The organism is Pseudomonas sp. Q11, assembly GCF_024494355.1.
GTDB lineage: Bacteria > Pseudomonadota > Gammaproteobacteria > Pseudomonadales > Pseudomonadaceae > Aquipseudomonas > Aquipseudomonas hefeiensis.
The window spans coordinates 145,455-166,516 of sequence record NZ_JAKNQY010000010.1 but is presented as its reverse complement, the minus strand read 5'-3'; the positions used below and the strand labels follow the sequence as shown (position 1 = coordinate 166,516).

Here is a 21,062-nt window from a genome sequence, read left to right as displayed (position 1 = left end):
TCATTGCCCCAGCTTGCGCGGCTGCCATCGCTTGATCACCAGCGTGACGTCCAGGTTACTGCCATGCAGTTTGATGCGTTCGGGCAACCAGTAGCCGTTTTGCTCGGCGTAGCTTAAGTATTCGATTTGCCAGTCATCCTGTTCAAGATTGGACAGGCGGCTGTCGGCGTCGAGGGTCAGGCGGCTTTTGCTGTCCGGTGCCGGCAGGCCGCGAACCCACCAGGTCAGGTGGGATACGGGCAGCTTCCAGCCCAGTTGCTCTTCCAGCAAGGCTTCCGGGGAGGGGGACTCGTAGCGACCCTGATTGGCCACTTCCAGCGAAACCTGGCCGGGCCGGCCGGTCAGGCGCGCCGCGCCGCGCCCCAGCGGGCCGGACAGGCGAATGTCGTAGTAGTCCTGGCGTTGCAGCCAGAACAGCGTGCCGCTGCCCGAGTCTTTCGGTGCGCGTATGCCGATCTTGCCGTCGATCTGCCAGCCGTCGAGACCGCTCAGTTGTTGTTTGTGTTCACGCCATTGGGTCGTGTTGCCGTGGCCCTGGACGGATTCTCGGGCGCCGAAGCCGGCGCAACCGGCGAGCAGGGCGATAAAGCTGAAAACGATGAAGTGGCGCAAAAACATAATTTTAAAGGGTCTCTGATCCGGTCAGGCGTTTGATGGTGCTGCGCAAGATCGGGCTGTCGGGCTGTTCCTTGAGGAACTTGCTCCAGATCTGCCGGGCTTCGCGCTGTTTGCCGTTGGCCCACAGGACTTCGCCCAGGTGAGCGGCGACTTCCTGGTCGGGAAAACGCTCCAGGGCCTGGCGCAGCAGGCGTTCGGCCTCGTCGAGGTTACCCAGGCGGAAATGCACCCAGCCAAGACTGTCGAGCACGGCGGGGTCTTCCGGGTTGAGCTGGTGGGCCTGTTCGATCAGCACCTTGGCTTCGGCGTATCGGGTGGTGCGATCAGACAAGGTGTAACCCAGGGCATTGAGGGCCATGGCATTGTTGGGGTCGCGCTGGATGATCAGGCGCAGGTCTGTCTCCATCTGGGCCAGGTCATTGCGTTTTTCCGCCAGCATGGCGCGGGTGTACAACAGGTTCAGGTCGTCCGGGTACTGCTTCAGCGCCTGATCGAGCACGGTCCAGGCTTTGTCGCCCTGATTATTGGCCGACAGGGTTTCGGCCTCGATCAAGTACAACTGGATGCCATAGTCCGGCTGGGTGTCTCGTTGCACGGCGAGGCGGCTCTGGGCCTCGGCCGTTTTGCCGTTGCTCATCAGGATGTCGGCCTGGCGCAACTGGGCCGGCAGGTAGTCGTTGCCTGGGCCGACCTGGGCGTACTCGAGCAGCGCACTCTCGGGGTCGTTGCGTTCTTCAGCGATGCGACCCAGGTTCAGGTGGGCCGAGTCGACATGGGTTCCCCGTGCAATCAGGTCTTGCAGGTGAACCTTGGCTTCCTCCCAGGCCTTGGCTTCCAGGCAAACCAATGCCAGGGAATAGCGCAATTCATCGTCTTCAGGGTACTGCTGAACCAGGCTGGAAAACTCTACCTTGGCGTCGTCCATGCGGTTGTTTTCCACCAGCATGCGCGCGTAAGTGAGGCGCAGGCGCTTGTCGTCCGGGTATTGCCGGATGCTTTTTTCCAGCAGCGGCAGGGCTTCGTCGCCGCGGTTCGAGCCTTGCAGCAAGCGTGCGCGAAGCAGGATCGGCGCCACTTCACCTGCTTGCGGCGGATTGTCTTCCAGCAGGGTAAGGGCACCTTGGGTGTCGCCATCCTGTTGCAGCAGCAGGGCCTTGCCGAAAATCAGTTGGCCGTTGTTGGGGTGACGCTGCAGCAACCGATCGAAGCTTTTGGTCAGGCCGTCGCGGGTTTCCTGGTCGGTATCGGCCGCTGACAGCGCAAGAAAATCGAAATGGGTGTCGCCCTTGCCCAGCAGGACTTTTTCCATATACACCATGGAGTCGTCGTAGCGTCCGGCCCGCGCCAGTTGCACGGCGGCGGCGCGTTGCGCTTCGAGGTCTTGCGGTGCGTTTTTGGCCCAGATCAGCGCGGTGTCCAGGGCGGGCTGATCGGCACCCAGGTATTCGGCAATGCGAAACGCCCGCTCGGAGATGCCCGGGTCCTGTGTATTGATGGCCTGGGTGACGTAGTTGTCCAGCGCAATATCGAAACGATTGCGCTGGCCGGCCAGTTCTGCGCTCAACAGGCTGAAAATGGTTTCTTCGCTGAACGAGCCATAGACCTTGGGCTTTTCAGGGGCCTGGGTGCTGTCTTCGACCGGCGACGTACCGTCTGTCGACACGGGGGCCATGGACTGGCAGCCGCTGAGCAAGGCAAAAGCGAGGAGCAACGCGGAAGATCTATTCATATAGGAAAAGGACGACTAACCTGCGGTCGGATCATCATGACACAAGCCTTCGGTCAAACATAACCGGCCCGTCGATTTACGGCGCGCAGCAGGGCGATAGATATCGAGTGGTTGTTCTGAATCTGGCGAAGTAGGACAATTGCCGGCTTCACGTCACTATCAGCGACCTTGAATGGCCTTCCTTGCACTTGGTATTAACCACAAGACTGCTTCCGTAGACGTCCGCGAGCGCGTGGCCTTTACGCCTGAGCAACTGGTTGAGGCCCTGCAGCAGCTTTGCCGACTCACCGAGAGCCGCGAGGCTGCCATCCTCTCCACCTGCAATCGCAGCGAGCTTTATATAGAGCAGGATCACATTTCGGCCGATACCGTGCTGCGCTGGCTGGCTGAATATCACGATCTGAGTCTTGAAGAGCTGCGCGCCAGTGCCTATGTATATGAGGACGATGCGGCCGTTCGTCACATGATGCGCGTCGCCTCCGGGCTCGATTCGCTGGTGCTGGGCGAACCGCAGATTCTCGGCCAGATGAAGTCGGCCTACGCCGTGGCCCGCGAGGCGGGCACGGTCGGGCCTCTGCTGGGGCGCCTGTTCCAGGCCACGTTCAATGCGGCCAAACAGGTGCGCACCGACACGGCCATCGGTGAAAACCCGGTGTCCGTGGCGTTTGCCGCGGTCAGCCTGGCGAAACAGATTTTCAGCGATTTGCAACGCAGCCAGGCACTGCTGATCGGTGCAGGGGAGACCATCACCCTGGTCGCCCGCCATCTGCACGACCTGGGGGTCAAGCGTATCGTCGTCGCCAACCGCACACTGGAGCGCGCCAGTACCCTGGCCGAGCAGTTCGGCGCCCACGCCGTGCTGCTCTCGGACATCCCGGCCGAACTGGTGCACAGCGACATCGTCATCAGCTCCACCGCCAGCCAGTTGCCGATCCTGGGCAAAGGCGCGGTGGAAAGCGCCTTGAAGCTGCGCAAGCACAAGCCGATTTTCATGGTGGACATTGCCGTTCCCCGGGACATCGAGCCGGAAGTCGGCGAGCTGGACGACGTTTATCTCTACAGTGTCGACGACCTGCACGAAGTGGTCGCCGAGAATCTCAAGAGCCGGCAAGGCGCGGCTCAGGCGGCCGAAGAAATGATCACCGTCGGCGCCGAGGATTTCATGGTGCGCCTGCGCGAGCTTGCGGCGGTGGATGTGCTCAAGGCTTATCGTCAGCAGAGCGAACGCCTGCGCGACGAAGAACTGCAGAAGGCCCAGCGCCTGCTGGCAAATGGTGGCAGCGCTGAAGAGGTGCTGGTACAGCTGGCTCGCGGCCTGACCAATAAATTGCTCCACGCGCCCAGTGTCCAACTCAAGAAGCTGACTGCCGAAGGCCGCCTCGATGCGTTGGCCATGGCCCAGGAACTCTTTGCCCTCGGTGAGGGTTCACCGGATAGCTTTTCGGATAAAAAATCGCAATGAAAGCGTCACTGCTCAATAAGCTGGACATCCTCCAGGACCGTTTCGAAGAACTGACCGCCTTGCTGGGCGATGGCGAAGTCATTTCCGACCAGAACAAATTCCGCACGTACTCCAAGGAATACGCCGAAGTCGAGCCGATTGTCGCCACCTATAAACAGTTGCTCAAAGTCCAGGGCGACCTTGAAGGCGCCCAGGCGTTGCTCAAGGACAGCGATCCGGATATGCGCGAAATGGCGGTCGAGGAAGTTCGTGAGGCCAAGGAGCAGTTGGTCGAACTGGAAAGCAATCTGCAACGCATGCTGTTGCCCAAGGACCCTAATGACGGTCGCAATGTGTTTCTCGAGATCCGTGCCGGGACCGGCGGCGACGAGGCGGCGATATTCTCCGGTGACCTGTTCCGCATGTATTCGCGTTACGCCGAGCGTCGCGGCTGGCGGGTGGAAATCCTCTCGGAGAACGAAGGCGAACACGGTGGCTATAAAGAAGTCATCGCCCGGGTCGAGGGTGACAACGTCTACGGCAAGCTGAAATTCGAATCCGGTGCCCACCGCGTCCAGCGTGTACCGGCCACTGAATCTCAGGGACGCATTCACACTTCGGCCTGCACCGTGGCGGTTTTGCCCGAGCCGGACGAGCAGGAAGCCATCGAGATCAACCCGGCGGACCTGCGGGTCGACACCTACCGCTCCTCGGGCGCGGGTGGCCAGCACGTCAACAAGACCGATTCGGCGATCCGCATCACTCACCTGCCTTCGGGCATCGTGGTCGAGTGCCAGGAAGAACGTTCCCAGCACAAGAACCGTGCGCGTGCGATGTCCTGGCTGTCGGCCAAGCTCAACGACCAGCAGACCAGCGCCGCGGCCAACGCCATCGCCAGCGAACGCAAGCTGCTGGTGGGCTCGGGGGATCGTTCGGAGCGGATCCGTACCTACAACTTCGCCCAGGGCCGGGTCACCGACCATCGAGTCAACCTGACGTTGTATTCGCTCGACGAAATTCTCGCCGGCGGCGTCGATGCGGTGATCGAACCGTTGCTGGCTGAATACCAGGCCGACCAGTTGGCTGCGATTGGCGAGTAAGCACAGGTGAATATATGACCATCATCGCCAGTTTGTTACGCGCCGCCGAGCTGCCGGATTCGCCCACGCCCCGGCTGGATGCCGAATTGTTGCTGGCCGCTGCATTGGGCAAGTCTCGCAGCTTCCTGCACACCTGGCCCGAGCGAATCGTGCCAAGCGAAGCGGCGTTGCTGTTCTCTGAATACCTGCGCCGCCGCCGTGGCGGTGAGCCAGTGGCTTATATCCTCGGACAGCAAGGCTTCTGGAAGCTCGACCTGGAAGTGGCGCCCCACACATTGATTCCGCGTCCCGACACCGAACTGCTGGTGGAAACCGCGTTGGCCTTGCTGCCGGCCACACCGGCCAGGGTTCTGGATTTGGGCACCGGCAGCGGCGCGATTGCCCTGGCCTTGGCCAGCGAGCGCCCGGCCTGGAACGTTACCGCGCTCGACCGTGTGCTGGAAGCCGTGGCCTTGGCCGAACGCAATCGCCAGCGCCTGGACCTGCGCAACGTCACCGTGCTGAGCAGCCACTGGTTCAGCGCTTTGGGCGGCGAGCGTTTTGAGCTGATCATCAGCAACCCGCCTTATATAGCCGCCACTGATCCTCACCTGGCTGAGGGCGACGTACGTTTCGAGCCGGCCAGTGCCCTGGTAGCAGGCCACGACGGGCTTGACGATTTGCGCACAATCATCGCCCAGGCCCCCGAACATCTTGAAGCGGGCGGTTGGCTGATGCTCGAGCACGGTTACGATCAGGCCGACGCGGTGCGTGATCTGCTGCAAACCCAAGGGTTTGCTGAAGTCCACAGCCGCAAGGACCTGGGCGGGCATGAGCGTATCAGCCTGGGGCGCCTGCCGTGCTGAACGATCAGGAGCTGTTGCGTTATAGCCGGCAGATTCTGTTGCAGCACGTCGACATCGACGGGCAACTGCGACTCAAGCATAGCCGCGTATTGATCATCGGCCTCGGCGGCCTCGGTGCTCCGGTGGCGCTGTACCTGGCCGCTGCCGGCGTCGGTGAATTGCACCTGGCGGATTTCGACACGGTCGACCTGACCAACCTGCAACGCCAGATCATCCACGACACCGACAGTGTGGGCCTGAGCAAGGTCGATTCGGCGATGCGCCGCCTGACGGCGCTCAACCCCGAAGTCAGGCTGGTGCCTCACCCGCAGGCGATGGACGAAGACAGCCTGTCTGCTGCCGTCGCCGCGGTGGATGTGGTGCTGGACTGTTCCGACAATTTCTCCACCCGCGAAGCGGTGAACGCCGCGTGTGTCACGGCGGGCAAACCGCTGGTCAGCGGTGCGGCGATTCGCCTGGAAGGGCAGTTGTCGGTGTTTGATCCGCGCCGTCCCGAAAGCCCCTGCTATCACTGCCTCTACGGCCATGGCAGTGAGGCCGAGTTGACCTGCAGCGAAGCCGGGGTGCTCGGGCCGCTGGTGGGGCTGGTGGGCAGCCTGCAAGCGCTTGAAGCCTTGAAGCTGTTGGCCGGCTTTGGCGAGCCATTGGTCGGACGCCTGCTGTTGATCGACGCCCTGGGTTGCCGTTTTCGTGAACTGAGGGTCAAGCGTGATCCGGGGTGCAGCGTCTGTGGTGGCAGCCAGCATGAGTGAAGCGCCGGTCGGTGTGTTCGACTCGGGTGTCGGCGGGCTGTCGGTGCTGGGGGAGATCCGTCGGTTGTTACCCAATGAGTCACTGCTCTACGTTGCAGACTGTGGGCACATTCCCTACGGCGAGAAAACCCCGGAATTCATCCGGCAGCGGTGCGCGATCATCGCCGACTTTCTCCATCAGCAGGGCGCCAAGGCGCTGGTAGTGGCTTGCAATACCGCAACGGTCGCCGGGGTCGCCGATTTGCGTCGCGATTATCCCCACTGGCCCATCGTCGGCATGGAGCCAGCGGTCAAACCGGCGGCGGCGGCCACCCGAAGTGGCATCGTCGGCGTGTTGGCCACCACCGGCACATTGCAGAGCGCCAAATTTGCCGCATTGCTCGATCGTTTCGCCATCGATGTACGGGTGGTCACCCAGCCGTGCCCGGGGCTGGTCGAGCTGATTGAGGCGGGCGATCTTCACAGCCCGGCCCTGCGTCAATTGCTGCAGGGCTACGTCGAACCGTTGCTGGCCGCCGGCTGCGACACGTTGATCCTGGGTTGTACGCACTATCCGTTCCTCAAACCGTTGCTCAAACAAATGGTCCCCGAGTGCATCAGCCTGATCGACACCGGGGCCGCCGTGGCACGGCAACTGCAGCGCCTGCTGGCCGAGCGCGGGCTCCTGGCCGCCGGTCCCGTCAGCGAAACTCAATTCTGGAGTAGCGCTGATCCGATACATTTAAGAAAAATCCTACCGGCACTATGGAATTCGTCTGGCATTGTGCGAAGCTTCGGTCTGTAAAAAAATATGAAAAATACGTGAATCGGGCTGAACTTCTGTTTTAACGGGGATTTCTATAGCTTTGTCTGTTTGTAACAAAACTAACTAAGTCTGTTCGGAAAAGGATGTTTCTAATGAAGCGTTTATTCTGCTTGGCTGCACTTGCAGCTGCATTGTTGGGGCACACTTACACCGCACAAGCGGCCGGTGTGGAGTTTGGGGTGGGCCAGACCGGCGAATCGACCATGACCTATCGCTTGGGCATGCAGTTCGACTGGGACAAGAGTTGGCTACAGAGTGATGTCGGTCGCCTGACCGGCTACTGGAGCGGCGCCTACACGTACTGGGAGGGGGATGAGGCTTCCAGCAATCATAGCCTGTCGTTCTCGCCGGTATTTGTGTATGAATTTGCCGGTCAGAACGTAAAACCCTACATCGAAGCAGGTATCGGTGTGGCGTTATTCGAGAACACCCAAGTGGAAAACAATCAACTGGGTACGGCTTTCCAGTTCGAGGACCGCATAGGTCTGGGGCTGCGCTTCAATGGCGGACATGAAGTGGGTATTCGCGCCACTCATTACTCCAATGCCGGCATCAAGTCGACCAACGACGGTGTCGAAAGTTACGCGCTGCACTACACGATGCCGCTGTAACACTCAAACCCTGTGGGAGCGAGCCTGCTCGCGATAGCGAAGTATCAGACAACCTCACATTGACTGATCTACCGCTATCGCGAGCAGGCTCGCTCCCACAGGCTACCGATACGCCGTCGCAATCCCTTTGCGTTCTTCAATGCATTCCGGTGCGCCCATCTCGAACTCGCGGCAGATCAACGGGCGTTTTTCGTAGATCGTGCACATCATGCTGTCGCGATCCAGCGCCGCGCACCAGCCATCGTCGAGCCGCAACATCACTTCCCCACCCCATTCGTCCGTGTCGATAAAGCGTTCAGGCACACCAGTGTCAGTGATCAACATCACTTCCAACTGGCAACAGCACGCTGCGCACGTCGAACAAGTGACGGCAGGCTGGGGGATTTGATGCACAGGGATGGTTTTCATGGCGCGCAGTGTAAGGCAACCGGGCCCCTCAGGGTTGGCCCTTGATCGGGCACCCGTTACCCGCTTTATTAGAGTTGACGTCAGTGAGCATCGACTCGGTCGATGAGGGTAGCGGCCAGAGTGCGGTCATGGACGAAACGGGGAGCGCCACTTCAGGGGGGCGTTCGGCCAGTTGTGTCAGCACGTGATGTGCCGCCGATTCGGCCGTCCAGCGGACCGGGGCTGGAAAACAATCGTCGAGGCTGCGCGAAGGATTGTCGGAGCCTGGATGAACCAGTGTCACGGCGATGCCCTCGGCCGCCAAGTCGAGGCGAGCAGACTCGAACAGATGACGCATCCCGTTGCCACCGGCCTCGTTATGCGACGGCGGCAGGTAAGTCGCCGGGCTGGCGATACCCACCAGATGGGACATGTTGCCGGTGCGCAACAGCGGCAGGGCGGCGCGAATGCAGAAGCTGGCCGCCATTAGATTGCTGCGCACGATGTGTTCGATGATTGTGTGGTCCAAGGGTTGGCCGTCGACGTATTCGGCTGTACCGGCGTTGAGAATAACGATGTCCAGCGAGCCCCACTGCCGGGCAATTTGTTCGCCGATCTCGCGTACGGTCTGGCTGTCGGCCAAGTTGCCCGGCACCGCCAGTACTTGTCCCGGATAACGCGCCGCAAGGTCTTCACACGAGCGCGACGAACGCGAACTGACGGCCAGGTGCGCACCCGTTTTGAGGATCGCTTCGGCCAGCGACGCGCCGACACCGTTGCCGGCACCGGTCAACCAATAACGTTTTCGAGTTTCCAAGCCCATTCCACACTCCTTCCGACCGGCAACGCGCAAGTCTGATTCAGACTGTATGGCTGCATGGTTGAAATTGCATCCTACGGCCAGCAATTTTCTGTTCGCTGACCGCCCACCTGTTCAACTTCACGCTTGTCGCATTGGCAGGTTTCTGAACGCTTGCAGTGCGCGCGCCCTGGACTCACTCAAATTGACAATCGCAGGAGGGTAATCCGTTACGCCAAACAATTCGCCCTGCATGTTTGGGTTATGGACCTGTTGCTTGTCGAGATCGTTCAGTTCAGGTAACCAGCGTTTTATGAACAATCCTTCGCGGTCGAATTTTTCCGATTGACTCAAGGGGTTGAAGATCCGGAACCAGGGTGCCGCATCCGTCCCGGTCGAGGCGCTCCACTGCCAGCCGCCGTTGTTGGCGGCCAGGTCGCCGTCGATCAGGTGTTGCATGAAAAAGCGCTCACCCTCGCGCCAGTCGATCAGCAGGTTCTTGGTCAGAAACATCGCCACCACCATGCGCAAACGGTTGTGCATCCAGCCGGTTTCCAGCAGTTGGCGCATGGCCGCGTCGATGATTGGCAGGCCAGTGCGTGCCTGCTTCCAGGCCGCCAGTTCTTCGGGGGCATTGCGCCAAGCCAGTGCTTCGGTTTCCGGGCGGAAAGCGCGATGACGGGAGACGCGTGGATAGCCCACCAAAATGTGTTTATAGAACTCGCGCCAGAGCAATTCATTGATCCATGTCACAGCTCCGACGCTTCCGCTCTCGAATTCACCCTGGTTGGCCTGCAGCGCCGCGTGCAGGCATTGGCGCGGCGAGATCACGCCGGCCACCAGGTAGGCCGAGAGCTGACTGGTGCCTGGCCTGGCAGGAAAGTCCCGCTCGCTCTGGTAATAATCGAGGTGTTGCTCAGCAAAGGTGTCCAGGCGCCGTCGGGCTTCGTTTTCCCCGGCTGGCCAGAGGGCTCGCAGCGTTTCGCTCGCAGGCGAGAAGCCTTCGACTTGGGTGGGCACCGGGTCGCTGACAATACCGGTGGGCGCCTGCCGGGGAGGCGTGGCGACCAGGCTCGGCAGCGAAAAGTGCAGGCGGCTGTAACAGACCTTGCGAAACTGACTGAACACTTGAAAATAGGTGCCGGTTTTGGTCAGCACACTGCCGGGTTTGAACAGCAACTGGTCGAGGTGGCTGTGAAATTCGATGCCCTGGCCCTGCAACGTCCGGGCAACTTCGGCATCGCGGCGGGTTTCGTTCAAGCCGTATTCTTCATTGACATGGACGGCGTCAATTTCCAGCTCGTGGCACAGCGAGAGCAGAATCTGCGGTGCCTGATCCCAGCGTGGCGCGTGGCGGATCAGCAGTGGGATGTTCAACTCCCCCAAGGCAGTGCTCAACGAGGCGAGGTTACGCAGCCAAAAGTCGATTTTGCACGGCGCATCGTCATGCGCGCGCCATTGTTCCGGGCTCGGCAGGTACACCGCCACGCAAGGTCCCCGGGCAGCTGCGGTGGCGAGGGCGGTATTGTCGTGCAGGCGCAGGTCGCTGCGCAGCCAGATCAGTTGCGTGCGGTTTCTCATTTGAAAAGTTCTCTGCGGCTCAGTTCGCGGTAAGCCGATAGCGGATCTTCGGCCCAGGTAACGTTGTCGGCCGATAACCCTGTGGATAACCGAGCGTGATGGATCGACGCGGCCGGGCCGGCGATGATGATCGGGCAATCAACCCCACTGAGCAGTTTCGGCAGTTGGGACAGGTTCAGTGCGTTACTGGAATACAGCAGCACCCCGCGGGCCTCGAGGCGTTCGACCGCCAGGCCCAGTTCACCCGCGGGTATCGGCCCATCGAACACTTCCACCGGGCAATCGGCGCTGCTGGCCAGCCAGGCGCTCAGCCACAAGTGGGGTTCCAGGGGCAGGTCCGAATGGTTGACCAGCAGCAACGGCGCACCGCGCAATTGGCGATTGTTGTGGTAGATCCGGCTGCCGAATTTGCTGCGCAACCAGGAGTACAGGAACACCCGCTCCAACTGCGCACCGAACTGGCCTTGCCAGCGCAATTGCAGCTCGGCCAGCAAAGGTAGCAACAACTGTTCGCACACGGTCCAGGGCGGATAAAGCGCCATAGCCTGATTGACCAAGTCATCGACCTGACGCTCGGCCAGTTGCGTGACCGCCAGCACCAGGGCGTGGCGCTGGCGCTGCCAATCATTTTCCAGCGGTTCGCTGGGCGGCTGCGGCGTGTCGAGCAGCGGTTTTATCTTGCTTACCGCCACCCCGCGATCAATCCAGGTGAGGATGCTCAAAATACGTTGCACATGTTCGGCATTGAACAGTCGGTGACCCTTGGGGGTGCGGTGCGGCACGATCAGGCCGTAACGGCGCTCCCAGGCTCTTAGCGTGACGGCATTGACGCCGGTTTGCCGGGCGACTTCGCGTATGGGCAGCCAGCCCTGCGCCAGGGCTTTGGCGAAGTCGGCCCCCAGGTCTTCGCTGGCGCTGGAGTCAGGTGCGCTTTTCATCAAATGGCGTTTCGCAGACTGAGGTTTTCCGGATGCGGTTGCAGGTAGACCTGCTGCGCCAAATAAGGATCGGGATGCAGGCGCAAGTGATGCTTGAGCAAGGTCAGTGGAACCACCAACGGTACGATGCCGAGGCGGTATTGCCCGATGAGGTGTTGCACTTCCTGCTTGTCCTCGGCGTTGATGGCGCGTTTGAGGTAACCACTCAGGTGTTGCAGCACATTAGTGTGAGTGCGGCGGGTGGCGCATTTTTTCAAGGCAGCCATCAAGGCGCTGAAATAGCGTGCGCCCAGCTCGTCAGGGTCGGCCTTGCCCATGTTCCCCAGCAGATTGCCCAAGACTTTGTATTGCACCGGGTTATGGGCCATCAACAGATACTTGTAGCGCGAGTGGAAGTGGATCAGGTCATGGCGTGTCAGGCCTTGGCGGCGCAACGGTTGCCAGGCCGCGTAGGCAAATACCCGGGTCAGGAAATTTTCCCGCAGCACCGGGTCGTTCAGGCGACCGTCTTCTTCTACCGGCAAGTCGGGGTGGCGCTCGCAAAACGCCCGGGCATAGATACCGCGACCGCCGCCGTCCTGTGGCACGCTGTTGTGATCGTAGACCTTGACCCGCTCCAGTCCGCAGGACGGCGATTTCTGCATGAAGATGTAGCCGCAGATATCATCCAGCTCCTCTGCCATCTGCTGTCCATAATCGGCCAATGGCCGGGTCACAGTGAGGTCATGCCGGACCGTGCCAACCGCGTCGGGTCGTTCGGGGTTGCCCACCAGCCGGATCGGCTCGCGAGGGATGCCCAGGCCAATGGCGACTTCAGGGCAGACCGGCACGAAGTCGAAGTAATCAACCAAAGTGCGGCTGCATAGCTGCGATTGCTTGTGTCCGCCGTTGAAGCGAACTTCAGCGCCCATCAGGCAGGCGCTGATGGCGATTTTCGGTTTGATGAGCGCTTCGTGGGGCATGGCGACCTCTGAGTGCTAAAACTTGTACATAAAACTATTCGTGTACAATATTTTTATAATAGGTCCGAACGAGCGCAAGTCAACCGGTTTTGTGTGGGGGCTATGTCGTTTTATCGCAGGTGGGCTGCTGTCTGTTTCGACAGCAGCGGATAGCGCAGGATGAAGCGGTTTTATTGCAGGCTGGCGTGCAGACGGCGGGCGGCTTCTTGGCCACTGAGCCACGCGCCTTCGACGCGGCCGGACAGGCACCAGTCGCCGCAGACATACATACCCAGGTCGGCATCTGCGAGGGCGGCCCACTCGTGGTTGCCAGCGGGACGGGCGTAAAGCCAGCGATGGGCCACGCTGAAGCTGGGAGCAGGCATTGCACTGTGCAGCAGCTCTGCGAACGCGCCGTGCAGGTGTTCGATCACCGCCTCCTTGGCCATGTCGATGTGTTGCCGGCTCCAGTCGCTGGTGGCGTGCAGCACCCAAGTGTCGAGTGCGCTGTCGCGTCCCGGTTTGCTGCGGTTGCGAGCCAGCCAATCGAGTGCGCTGTCTTGGACGAAGCAACCTTCCATGGACGTATCCAGCGGTGTTTCGAAGGCCAGGGCTACGGCCCAGGTCGGGTCCATCTTCACACCCGCCGCCACTGCGGCCAGCTTGGGCACGGCTGCCAGCAGTGCAGTGGCCTGGGGCGCGGGCGTAGCGATCACCACCTGACCGAAGGGGCCGTGGGTGAAGCCTTCCGCGTCCTGCAAGTGCCAATGTTCCTGGCCACGGTACACCTCGGTAATACGGCAAGAGAACTGGACCTGCAACTCGCCAAGCAGGGCACGGGTGATGGCGCTCATGCGCGGAGTGCCGACCCAGCGGGTCTGTTCGTCCGGCGATGGGCTCAGTTGCCCATCCTTGAAGTGATAAAGCTGAGGGGTCCATTCCGCTGCCCAGCCCTTGGCTTGCCAACGCTGGACCTCCATGACGAAGCGGCGATCGCGAGCGGTGAAGTACTGCGCGCCCATGTCCAGTGCGCCGGCATCACTGCGTTTGCTGGACATGCGTCCGCCACTGCCATGGCTTTTATCGAAGAGTTGAACGACATGCCCGGCCTCCGTCAGGGCCTGAGCGGCTGAAAGTCCGGCGACGCCGGTGCCGATGATTGCGATAGGTACAGTCATGAGGGCCTCGTTTACCTTTCTGTACAGACTACGCCTTCGTTTTAAACCTGTACAATTTGGGTTTTTGGTATAAGTTTTACCGTTCGCGTTTTGACAGGTTGTCCTATTGTTAAACACAGACCCTGCCTGATACGAAAAATCCCTGCTTATAAAAATAGACTAATGGGCCGGGTAAAACGCGATGCGAGGAACACCTCATGCACATATTGCTGACCGGCGGTACTGGTTTGATCGGACGTCAGCTCTGCCACCACTGGTTGGAGCAGGGCCATCGCTTGACGGTGTGGAGTCGTCGACCCGAAGAAGTGGCAAAAATCTGCGGCGCGCAGGTACGGGGCGTCGCCAGGCTCGACGAAATTACCGAGCCGGTGGACGCGGTGGTCAACCTCGCGGGGGCGCCGATTGCGGATCGACCCTGGAGCCACAAACGCAAGATGTTGTTGTGGAGCAGTCGCATCACCCTGACAGAAGTATTACTGGCATGGCTGGAGCGTTGCGAACAAAAACCTGGGCTGTTGATTTCCGGTTCCGCGGTGGGGTGGTACGGCGACGGTGGCGAGCGTGAGCTGACCGAGGACTTGGGACCGGTGAGCGAGGACTTCGCCAGCCAATTGTGCATCGCCTGGGAGGAAACCGCGCAGCGGGCCGAGGCCTTGGGCATACGTGTGGTACTGGTTCGCACCGGCCTGGTCCTGTCGGCCGAGGGCGGCTTTTTGTCGCGCCTGCTGCTGCCGTTCAAACTGGGGCTGGGCGGGCGTATTGGCAATGGTCGGCAGTGGATGCCGTGGATTCACATTGCCGATCAAATCGCTCTGATTGATTTTCTTCTGCACCGCGATGAGGCCAGCGGTCCTTATAATGCCTGCGCGCCGAACCCGGTGCGCAACCGCGATTTTGCCAAGGTACTGGGGCGCGTGTTGCATCGGCCGGCCGTGGTGCCGATGCCGGAGCTGGTGCTGAAGGTTGCACTGGGAGAATTGTCATTGCTGTTGCTGGGCGGCCAGCGCGCAACGCCGGCCCGATTGCAGGCGGCGGGTTTCACTTTCCGGTTCACTGATTTGCATGCGGCTCTCGACGACTTGTCGGACCGCCTTTGAAATAGGACGTTGCATGACCGATCACGCGTTGCTTCTGGTGAATTTGGGTTCGCCTGCCTCCACTTCGGTGGCCGATGTGCGCCGCTACCTCAATCAATTTCTGATGGACCCTTACGTCATCGACCTGCCATGGCCGGTGCGGCGCCTGCTGGTGTCGCTGATCCTGATCAAGCGCCCCGAGCAATCGGCCCACGCCTATGCGTCGATCTGGTGGGAGGAAGGCTCGCCGCTGGTGGTGCTCAGCCGTCGTTTGCAGCAAGCCATGACTGCGCAATGGACCCAGGGGCCGGTTGAGTTGGCGATGCGTTATGGCGAGCCGTCCATTGAATCGACGCTGGTGCGCCTGGCTAGCCAGGGCCACAAGAAGATCACGTTGGCGCCTTTGTATCCGCAATTTGCCGACAGCACGGTCACCACGGTGATCGAAGAAGCCAAGCGGGTGGTGCGCGAGAAGAAGCTCAATGTGCAGTTTTCGATTCTCCAGCCGTTTTACGATCAGCCGGAATACCTCGACGCCCTGGTGGCCAGTGCCAAGCCGTATCTGATGCAGGATTACGACCATCTGCTGTTGAGCTTCCATGGTTTGCCGGAGCGGCACCTGACCAAGCTCGATCCCACGGGTTTTCATTGCTTCAAGGACGCCGATTGCTGCAAAAACGCGCCGCCTGAAGTCATGGCTACGTGTTACCGCGCGCAATGCATTCGCACCGCCGACCTGTTCGCCCAGCGTATGGGGCTCAAGGATGGCCAATGGTCAGTGTCATTCCAGTCGCGACTGGGGCGCGCCAAGTGGATCGAGCCCTACACCGAAGCGCGCCTGGATGAGCTGGCCAAAAGCGGCGTGAAAAAAGTGCTGGTGATGTGTCCGGCGTTCGTGGCCGACTGCATCGAAACCCTGGAAGAAATCGGTGATCGCGGACGCGAGCAGTTCCGTGAGGCGGGAGGGGAGGAGTTAGTGCTGGTGCCGTGTCTCAATGATGATCCGCAATGGGTGCAGGCGTTGAGCACCCTGTGCGAGCGGGCGCCCATCGCGCTGTAATACAAACCTGTGGCGAGGGAGCTTGCTCCCGCTGGGTTGCGCAGCGACCCCAAACTTTGCGAGCGCTTCGCACTCGAGCGGGAGCAAGCTCCCTCGCCACAGGTACAGGCTTATTTACAGCAGCGGTTCCTCCGCCTTCTTGTGCTTCCAGCTGTCATTGCCCGGCAGGATCAGGTTCAGGGCGATTGCCACCACCGCGCACAGCGCGATGCCTTTGAGGCCGAAATCGTCCGGGCCGGTGCCGGTGCCTACCAGCACACCGCCGATACCAAACACCAGCGTCACCGAAACGATCACCAGGTTGCGCGCTTCGCCCAAGTCGATCTTGTGGCGGATCAGCGTGTTCATGCCCACCGCCGCGATCGAACCGAACAACAGGCACAGGATCCCGCCCATCACGGGCACTGGGATGCTTTGCAGCAGCGCGCCGAATTTGCCGATGAACGCCAGGCTGATGGCGAAGATCGCCGCCCAGGTCATGATTTTCGGGTTGTAGTTTTTGGTCAGCATCACCGCGCCAGTGACCTCGGCGTAGGTGGTGTTGGGCGGGCCGCCGAACAGGCCGGCGGCGGTGGTGGCGATGCCATCGCCGAGCAGAGTGCGGTGCAGGCCGGGTTTTTTCAGGTAGTCGCGACCGGTCACGCTACCCACGGCGATGACCCCGCCGATGTGCTCGATGGCCGGCGCCAGAGCCACCGGCAAGATGAACAGGATTGCCTGCCAGTTGAACTCCGGCGCGGTGAAGTTCGGCAAGGCGAACCATGGCGCGGCGGCGATTTTGGCGGTGTCCACCACGCCAAAATAAAACGCCATGGCAAAGCCCACCAGCACGCCGGAAATGATCGGTACCAGGCGGAAAATGCCTTTACCGAACACCGCGACGATCAGGGTGGTGAGCAGCGCCGGCATCGAGATCAGCATCGCCGTCTGGTAGGCAATCAGTTCGGTGCCGTCGCCGGCCTTGCCCATGGCCATGTTGGCGGCAATCGGTGCCATGGCCAGGCCAATGGAAATGATCACCGGTCCAATCACCACCGGTGGCAGCAAGCGGTCGATAAATCCAGTGCCCTTGACCTTCACCGCCAGGCCCAGAAAGGTGTACACGAAACCGGCCGCCATCACACCGCCCATGGTCGCCGCCAGGCCGAACTGGCCCTTGGCGAGAATGATCGGCGTGATAAAGGCAAAGCTCGATGCCAGGAACACCGGCACCTGACGCCCGGTGACGATCTGGAACAGAATCGTCCCCAGGCCCGCCGTGAACAGCGCTACGTTCGGGTCCAGCCCGGTGATCAATGGCATCAGTACCAGCGCGCCGAAGGCGACGAACAGCATCTGCGCGCCGGATAACACCTGGCGCCAGAGCGGATCGTTGAACTCATCCTGCATGCTCAAGCGTCCTTCTGCTTGGTGCCGAAGATCTTGTCGCCGGCATCGCCCAGGCCCGGGATGATATAGCCGTGCTCGTTGAGTTTCTGGTCGATCGAAGCGGTGTAGATGGTGACGTCGGGGTGGGCGTCTTCCACCGCCTTGATGCCTTCGGGGGCGGCGACCAGCACCATGGCGCGGATGTCCCGGCAACCGGCTTTTTTCAGCAGGTCGATGGTGGCGACCATGGAACTGCCGGTGGCGAGCATCGGATCGATGATCATTGCCAGGCGCTCGTCGATTTCCGGCACCAGTTTTTCCAGGTAGGTGTGAGCCTGCAGGGTCTGCTCGTTGCGGGCCACGCCCACGGCGCTGACCTTGGCGCCCGGGATCAGGCTCAGCACGCCTTCGAGCATGCCGATGCCAGCACGCAGGATCGGCACCACGGTGATTTTCTTGCCGGCGATTTTTTCCACCTGGACCGTGCCAGCCCAGCCGTCGATTTCATAGGACTCCAGCGGCAGGTCCTTGGTGGCTTCGTAGGTGAGCAGTGCACCGACTTCCTGGGCAAGTTCGCGGAAGTTCTTCGTGCTAATGTCGGCGCGGCGCATCAGGCCGAGTTTATGTCTGATCAGCGGGTGGCGGATCTCGAGGATGGGCATGGGGAAGGCTCCGGCGGCGGGCAAAAAAACCGGCCTAGATTAATCTATCCGAGGGTGTTGTCCTATAGACAATACAGAACGTTAGTCCACAAACGCTTGATCTGGCCGGGCGGGATGCGTACCTTTGCCCGCTTTTCCGAACCCGTCCCTGCCCCCACCCCCCTGGAGAGCGCCATGTCCGCTGATCTCGAGCATATCCGTCAAATCATGCGAGAGGCTGACTGCCTGTACACCGAAGCCGAAGTCGAAGCGGCCATCGCCCGTGTCGGTGCGCAAATCAACGATCAATTGGCCGACTCCAATCCGGTGGTGTTCTGCGTCATGAACGGCGGGCTGATTTTCTCCGGCAAGTTGCTGACCTACCTGAACTTCCCGCTGGAAGCGTCCTACCTGCACGCCACCCGTTATCGCAACGAAACCAGCGGCGGCGACCTGTTCTGGAAAGCCAAGCCGGAAGTTTCGTTCATCGACCGTGATGTGCTGATCATCGACGACATCCTCGACGAAGGTCACACCCTGGGCGCCATCATCGACTTCTGCAAACACGCTGGTGCCCGCGCCGTGCACACCGCCGTGCTGATCGACAAGGACCACGACCGCAAAGCCCGTCCGGACCTGAAAGCCGATTTCGTTGGCCTGCCGTGCATTGACCGTTACATCTTTGGCTACGGCATGGATTACAAAGGTTACTGGCGCAACGCCAACGGTATTTTCGCCGTCAAAGGAATGTAATCGATGAACCGACCGGGCTTTCTGGACCAAGCGCTGTTCAACGAATTGGCCGAGAAAGCCACGGCCAGTCCTCGCGGGCGGCAACACCATAATTTTCATCAGATGGACGAGCCTTGCCATCGCATGGCGGTGGGCTTGCAACCATCGACCTACATCCCGCCTCATCGCCATCTGAGTGCCGACAAGGCTGAAACCTTGTTGGTACTCAAGGGTCGACTCGGTGTGTTGATCTTTGATGAAGCCGGGACGGTGGTGGACAAGCGCATCCTGCAGGCCGGTGGCGATTGTCTGGGTGTCGACCTGCCGGCCGGCGTGTACCACGGTTTAGTGGTACTGGACGCCGACAGCATGATGTTCGAGTGCAAGGCCGGGCCTTACCGCCCGGTAGGCGACGGTGAATTGGCCCACTGGGCGCCGCGCGAAGGCGAGAGCGGCGTGGCGCAGTACCAGGCCTGGATGCGCGCTCAGTTCGACTGACGTTGCGTTAACGAGGTTTCTGTGGCGAGGGAGCTTGCTCCCGCTGGGTTGCGCAGCAGCCCCAGTTGCAGGTGGATGCTACGCACCCAAGCGGGAGCAAGCTCCCTCGCCACAAAAGCTCCGTGGCCACAGATCAATCAGGCCAGCCTCGAGTGAGCCGCGTTACCGGCCAGCCACTGCGCGCTTTTGATCCGTGCCTGCTCCAGGGTCCGCACATATGCCAGTTGGCGCTGCTCGCGATGGATGCCGGCGCGGCGCAACTTCAGGCGTACCCGTGGCGCGGTTGCCACCAGAATCAGGCCGATGCCCTGTTTGCGGTAGTCCTTGAGGATACTTTCAAAAGCCGCCAGCGCAGTCATGTCCAGCATCGGCACGGCGCTCATTTCCACCACCACCACTCGAACGCCCGGATCGAATTTGCGCAGCACATCCAGGGCTTTTTCTGCCGCACCGAAGAACAGCGGTCCGCGGATTGCGTAGCAGCGAACGTGCTCGGGCATTTCCAGCAAGGCCTGATGGAAATGGCGTGGCAGTTCGGCGGTGTCCGTCAGTTCGCTCATGCGTTTGATGAACAGCCCGGCCGCCAGCAGCAGGCCGACGGCGACGGCCAGGACCATGTCGAACAGTACGGTCAGGCTCAGACAGGTGATTAGCACCAGCACGTCACTGCGGGGGGCGATACGTAAGGTGTGTAGCACGTGTCCGGCTTCGCTCATGTTCCAGGCCACCATCACCAGCAACGCCGCCAGCGCTGCCATGGGCAGATAGCTGAACAACGGCGCCAACAGCACAATCGCCACCAGCACCACGAGGCTGTGAATGATCGCCGCCAGGGGTGAAGACGCACCGCTGCGCACATTAGTGGCGCTGCGGGCAATCGCCGCCGTGGCGGTAATGCCGCCGAACAGGGGCGCCACCAGATTGCCCAGGCCTTGGCCGATCAGTTCGGCGTTGGGGTCGTGTTTGCTGCCGGTCATGCCGTCGGCCACCACCGCGCACAACAGCGACTCAATGGCACCGAGCATGGCGATGGCGAAGGCAGGCGCCAGCAATTGGCGGATCAGCTCGTAGGACAGTCCCAAGGGCCGGCCCTGACTGTCCGCCAGATTCCAAGGCCAGTCGAAACTCGGCAAAAATGGCGGGATGCCGGGGTAACTGATGCCGTCGACCACGTAGCTGAAACGTTCGCCCAGTGTCGCGATCTGCCATCCACCGCTTTCCAGCGCCAGCCCCAGCAGGGCACCCACCAACAGAGCTACCAGATGTCCCGGAATGCGGGGCACCCAGCGCGGCCAGACAATCAATACTGCCAGGCAGATGAGGCCGATAAGACCGTCGCCGAGCCGAGCGCTGGGCAACGCCGTGATCAAGGCGCCCAGTTGCCCGATGTAATGCTCGGCGTTGCCGACAGTGGTCAGGCCCAGCAGGTCTTTGAGCTGCAAAGTGGCAATGACCACGCCGATTCCCGCGGTAAAGCCGAGAATGACCGGATAAGGAATGTACTGGATCAGCCGTCCGGCCCGCATCAGGCCGAGCGCGACCAGAATCATGCCCGCCAGCATCGTACACAGCAGCAGGCCGCCCAGGCCGTATTGCTGGGTGATGGGCAGCAGGATCACCACGAACGCCGCTGTCGGCCCGCTCACGTTGAAACGCGAGCCGCCGGTGAGGGCGATCAGGGGGGCTGCCACCAGTACCGTGTACAAGCCGTGTTGCGGCGGGACACCGACGGCGATTGCCAGGGCCATGGCCAAGGGGATGGCAATAATGCCAACGGTCAGGCCGGCCACAAGGTCGCCACGCAGGCGCTCAAGGGTGTAACCGGCGCGCCAGGTCTGGCGCCAAGCGGCGAATATGGGTGGGGCGGAGAAGGACATGGGTACTCCACGCACGAAAGAAAGGGATACATCCTGAACGTTGCCAAACACAAAACCCGTGGCGAGGGAGCTTGCTCCCGCTCGA

General features: G+C 61.1%; 21 protein-coding genes. 10 read left to right on the top strand and 11 right to left on the bottom strand.

From position 1 onward, the window contains the following. Positions 1-618 carry a lipoprotein insertase outer membrane protein LolB gene (lolB, locus tag MA884_RS13265; protein WP_256230951.1) on the bottom strand — a complete coding sequence of 206 codons (618 nt, stop codon included), beginning with the start codon at positions 616-618 and terminating at the stop codon, positions 1-3. Between the two features lie 4 nt (positions 619-622). Then, positions 623-2,347, bottom strand: a complete 1,725-nt coding sequence (locus MA884_RS13260) for a tetratricopeptide repeat protein (protein ID WP_256230950.1) — start codon at positions 2,345-2,347, stop codon at positions 623-625. A gap of 172 nt (positions 2,348-2,519) precedes the next feature. Between MA884_RS13260 and hemA the strand changes: the two genes are divergently transcribed. The 6 genes from hemA to MA884_RS13230 all read left to right on the top strand — a co-directional run bounded on the left by hemA (position 2,520) and on the right by MA884_RS13230 (position 7,901). After that, entirely contained in the window at positions 2,520-3,809 is a 1,290-nt protein-coding gene (gene hemA, locus MA884_RS13255; protein WP_256230949.1) for a glutamyl-tRNA reductase, read from the top strand. Then, a complete protein-coding gene (gene prfA, locus MA884_RS13250) occupies positions 3,806-4,888 on the top strand; it encodes a peptide chain release factor 1 (RefSeq protein ID WP_198796246.1) in 1,083 nt (360 codons plus the stop codon). Before hemA ends, prfA begins: the two co-directional genes overlap by 4 nt. Positions 4,889-4,902: 14 nt before the next feature. Next, complete coding sequence (gene prmC / locus MA884_RS13245; RefSeq protein WP_256230948.1) at positions 4,903-5,733, top strand: peptide chain release factor N(5)-glutamine methyltransferase; 831 nt, start codon at positions 4,903-4,905, stop codon at positions 5,731-5,733. After that, positions 5,727-6,485, top strand: a complete 759-nt coding sequence (locus MA884_RS13240; protein WP_256230947.1) for a molybdopterin-synthase adenylyltransferase MoeB — start codon at positions 5,727-5,729, stop codon at positions 6,483-6,485. Before prmC ends, MA884_RS13240 begins: the two co-directional genes overlap by 7 nt. Further along, entirely contained in the window at positions 6,478-7,269 is a 792-nt protein-coding gene (gene murI, locus MA884_RS13235) for a glutamate racemase (protein WP_256230946.1), read from the top strand. Before MA884_RS13240 ends, murI begins: the two co-directional genes overlap by 8 nt. A gap of 113 nt (positions 7,270-7,382) precedes the next feature. Then, positions 7,383-7,901, top strand: coding sequence for an acyloxyacyl hydrolase (locus tag MA884_RS13230; protein ID WP_256230945.1), 519 nt, complete (start codon positions 7,383-7,385; stop codon positions 7,899-7,901). 102 nt (positions 7,902-8,003) lie between these two features. On the opposite strand, the gene MA884_RS13225 is transcribed toward MA884_RS13230, so the two are convergent. The 6 genes from MA884_RS13225 to MA884_RS13200 form a co-directional block, all read right to left on the bottom strand. Continuing rightward, positions 8,004-8,309, bottom strand: a complete 306-nt coding sequence (locus MA884_RS13225) for a YkgJ family cysteine cluster protein (protein ID WP_047229403.1) — start codon at positions 8,307-8,309, stop codon at positions 8,004-8,006. 28 nt (positions 8,310-8,337) lie between these two features. Then, on the bottom strand, positions 8,338-9,111 hold the full coding sequence (locus MA884_RS13220) for an SDR family oxidoreductase (RefSeq protein WP_256230944.1): 774 nt from the start codon (positions 9,109-9,111) through the stop codon (positions 8,338-8,340). 117 nt (positions 9,112-9,228) lie between these two features. After that, positions 9,229-10,668, bottom strand: coding sequence for a deoxyribodipyrimidine photo-lyase (gene phrB, locus MA884_RS13215; protein WP_256230943.1), 1,440 nt, complete (start codon positions 10,666-10,668; stop codon positions 9,229-9,231). Beyond that, entirely contained in the window at positions 10,665-11,606 is a 942-nt protein-coding gene (locus MA884_RS13210) for a MerR family transcriptional regulator (protein ID WP_256230942.1), read from the bottom strand. Before MA884_RS13210 ends, phrB begins: the two co-directional genes overlap by 4 nt. Further along, positions 11,606-12,568 (bottom strand): DUF523 and DUF1722 domain-containing protein, encoded by a 963-nt coding sequence (locus MA884_RS13205; protein ID WP_256230941.1) that lies wholly within the window; start codon positions 12,566-12,568, stop codon positions 11,606-11,608. The genes MA884_RS13210 and MA884_RS13205 overlap by 1 nt, the downstream gene beginning before the upstream one ends. A 170-nt stretch (positions 12,569-12,738) precedes the next feature. Next, positions 12,739-13,725, bottom strand: coding sequence for an NAD(P)/FAD-dependent oxidoreductase (locus MA884_RS13200; RefSeq protein ID WP_256230940.1), 987 nt, complete (start codon positions 13,723-13,725; stop codon positions 12,739-12,741). A gap of 197 nt (positions 13,726-13,922) precedes the next feature. Between MA884_RS13200 and MA884_RS13195 the strand changes: the two genes are divergently transcribed. Next, a complete protein-coding gene (locus MA884_RS13195) occupies positions 13,923-14,822 on the top strand; it encodes a TIGR01777 family oxidoreductase (protein WP_256230939.1) in 900 nt (299 codons plus the stop codon). 13 nt (positions 14,823-14,835) lie between these two features. Further along, a complete protein-coding gene (hemH, locus tag MA884_RS13190; protein ID WP_256230938.1) occupies positions 14,836-15,861 on the top strand; it encodes a ferrochelatase in 1,026 nt (341 codons plus the stop codon). Between the two features lie 114 nt (positions 15,862-15,975). Here the strand turns inward: hemH and MA884_RS13185 are convergent, their stop codons facing one another. Further along, the gene (locus MA884_RS13185) at positions 15,976-17,250 is read right to left on the bottom strand and encodes a uracil-xanthine permease family protein (RefSeq protein WP_256230937.1); all 1,275 of its coding nucleotides are present in this window, start codon (positions 17,248-17,250) and stop codon (positions 15,976-15,978) included. Positions 17,251-17,252: 2 nt separating this feature from the next. Beyond that, positions 17,253-17,891, bottom strand: coding sequence for a uracil phosphoribosyltransferase (gene upp, locus MA884_RS13180; RefSeq protein WP_030138594.1), 639 nt, complete (start codon positions 17,889-17,891; stop codon positions 17,253-17,255). A 174-nt stretch (positions 17,892-18,065) separates the two neighbouring features. Between upp and MA884_RS13175 the strand changes: the two genes are divergently transcribed. Continuing rightward, positions 18,066-18,623, top strand: a complete 558-nt coding sequence (locus MA884_RS13175) for a hypoxanthine-guanine phosphoribosyltransferase (RefSeq protein ID WP_047229412.1) — start codon at positions 18,066-18,068, stop codon at positions 18,621-18,623. 3 nt (positions 18,624-18,626) lie between these two features. Next, a complete protein-coding gene (locus tag MA884_RS13170) occupies positions 18,627-19,100 on the top strand; it encodes a WbuC family cupin fold metalloprotein (RefSeq protein ID WP_256230936.1) in 474 nt (157 codons plus the stop codon). A gap of 137 nt (positions 19,101-19,237) precedes the next feature. On the opposite strand, the gene dauA is transcribed toward MA884_RS13170, so the two are convergent. Further along, positions 19,238-20,977: a C4-dicarboxylic acid transporter DauA gene (gene dauA / locus MA884_RS13165; RefSeq protein WP_256230935.1), complete on the bottom strand. Its 1,740-nt coding sequence runs from the start codon at positions 20,975-20,977 to the stop codon at positions 19,238-19,240. Positions 20,978-21,062 lie beyond the last annotated feature (85 nt).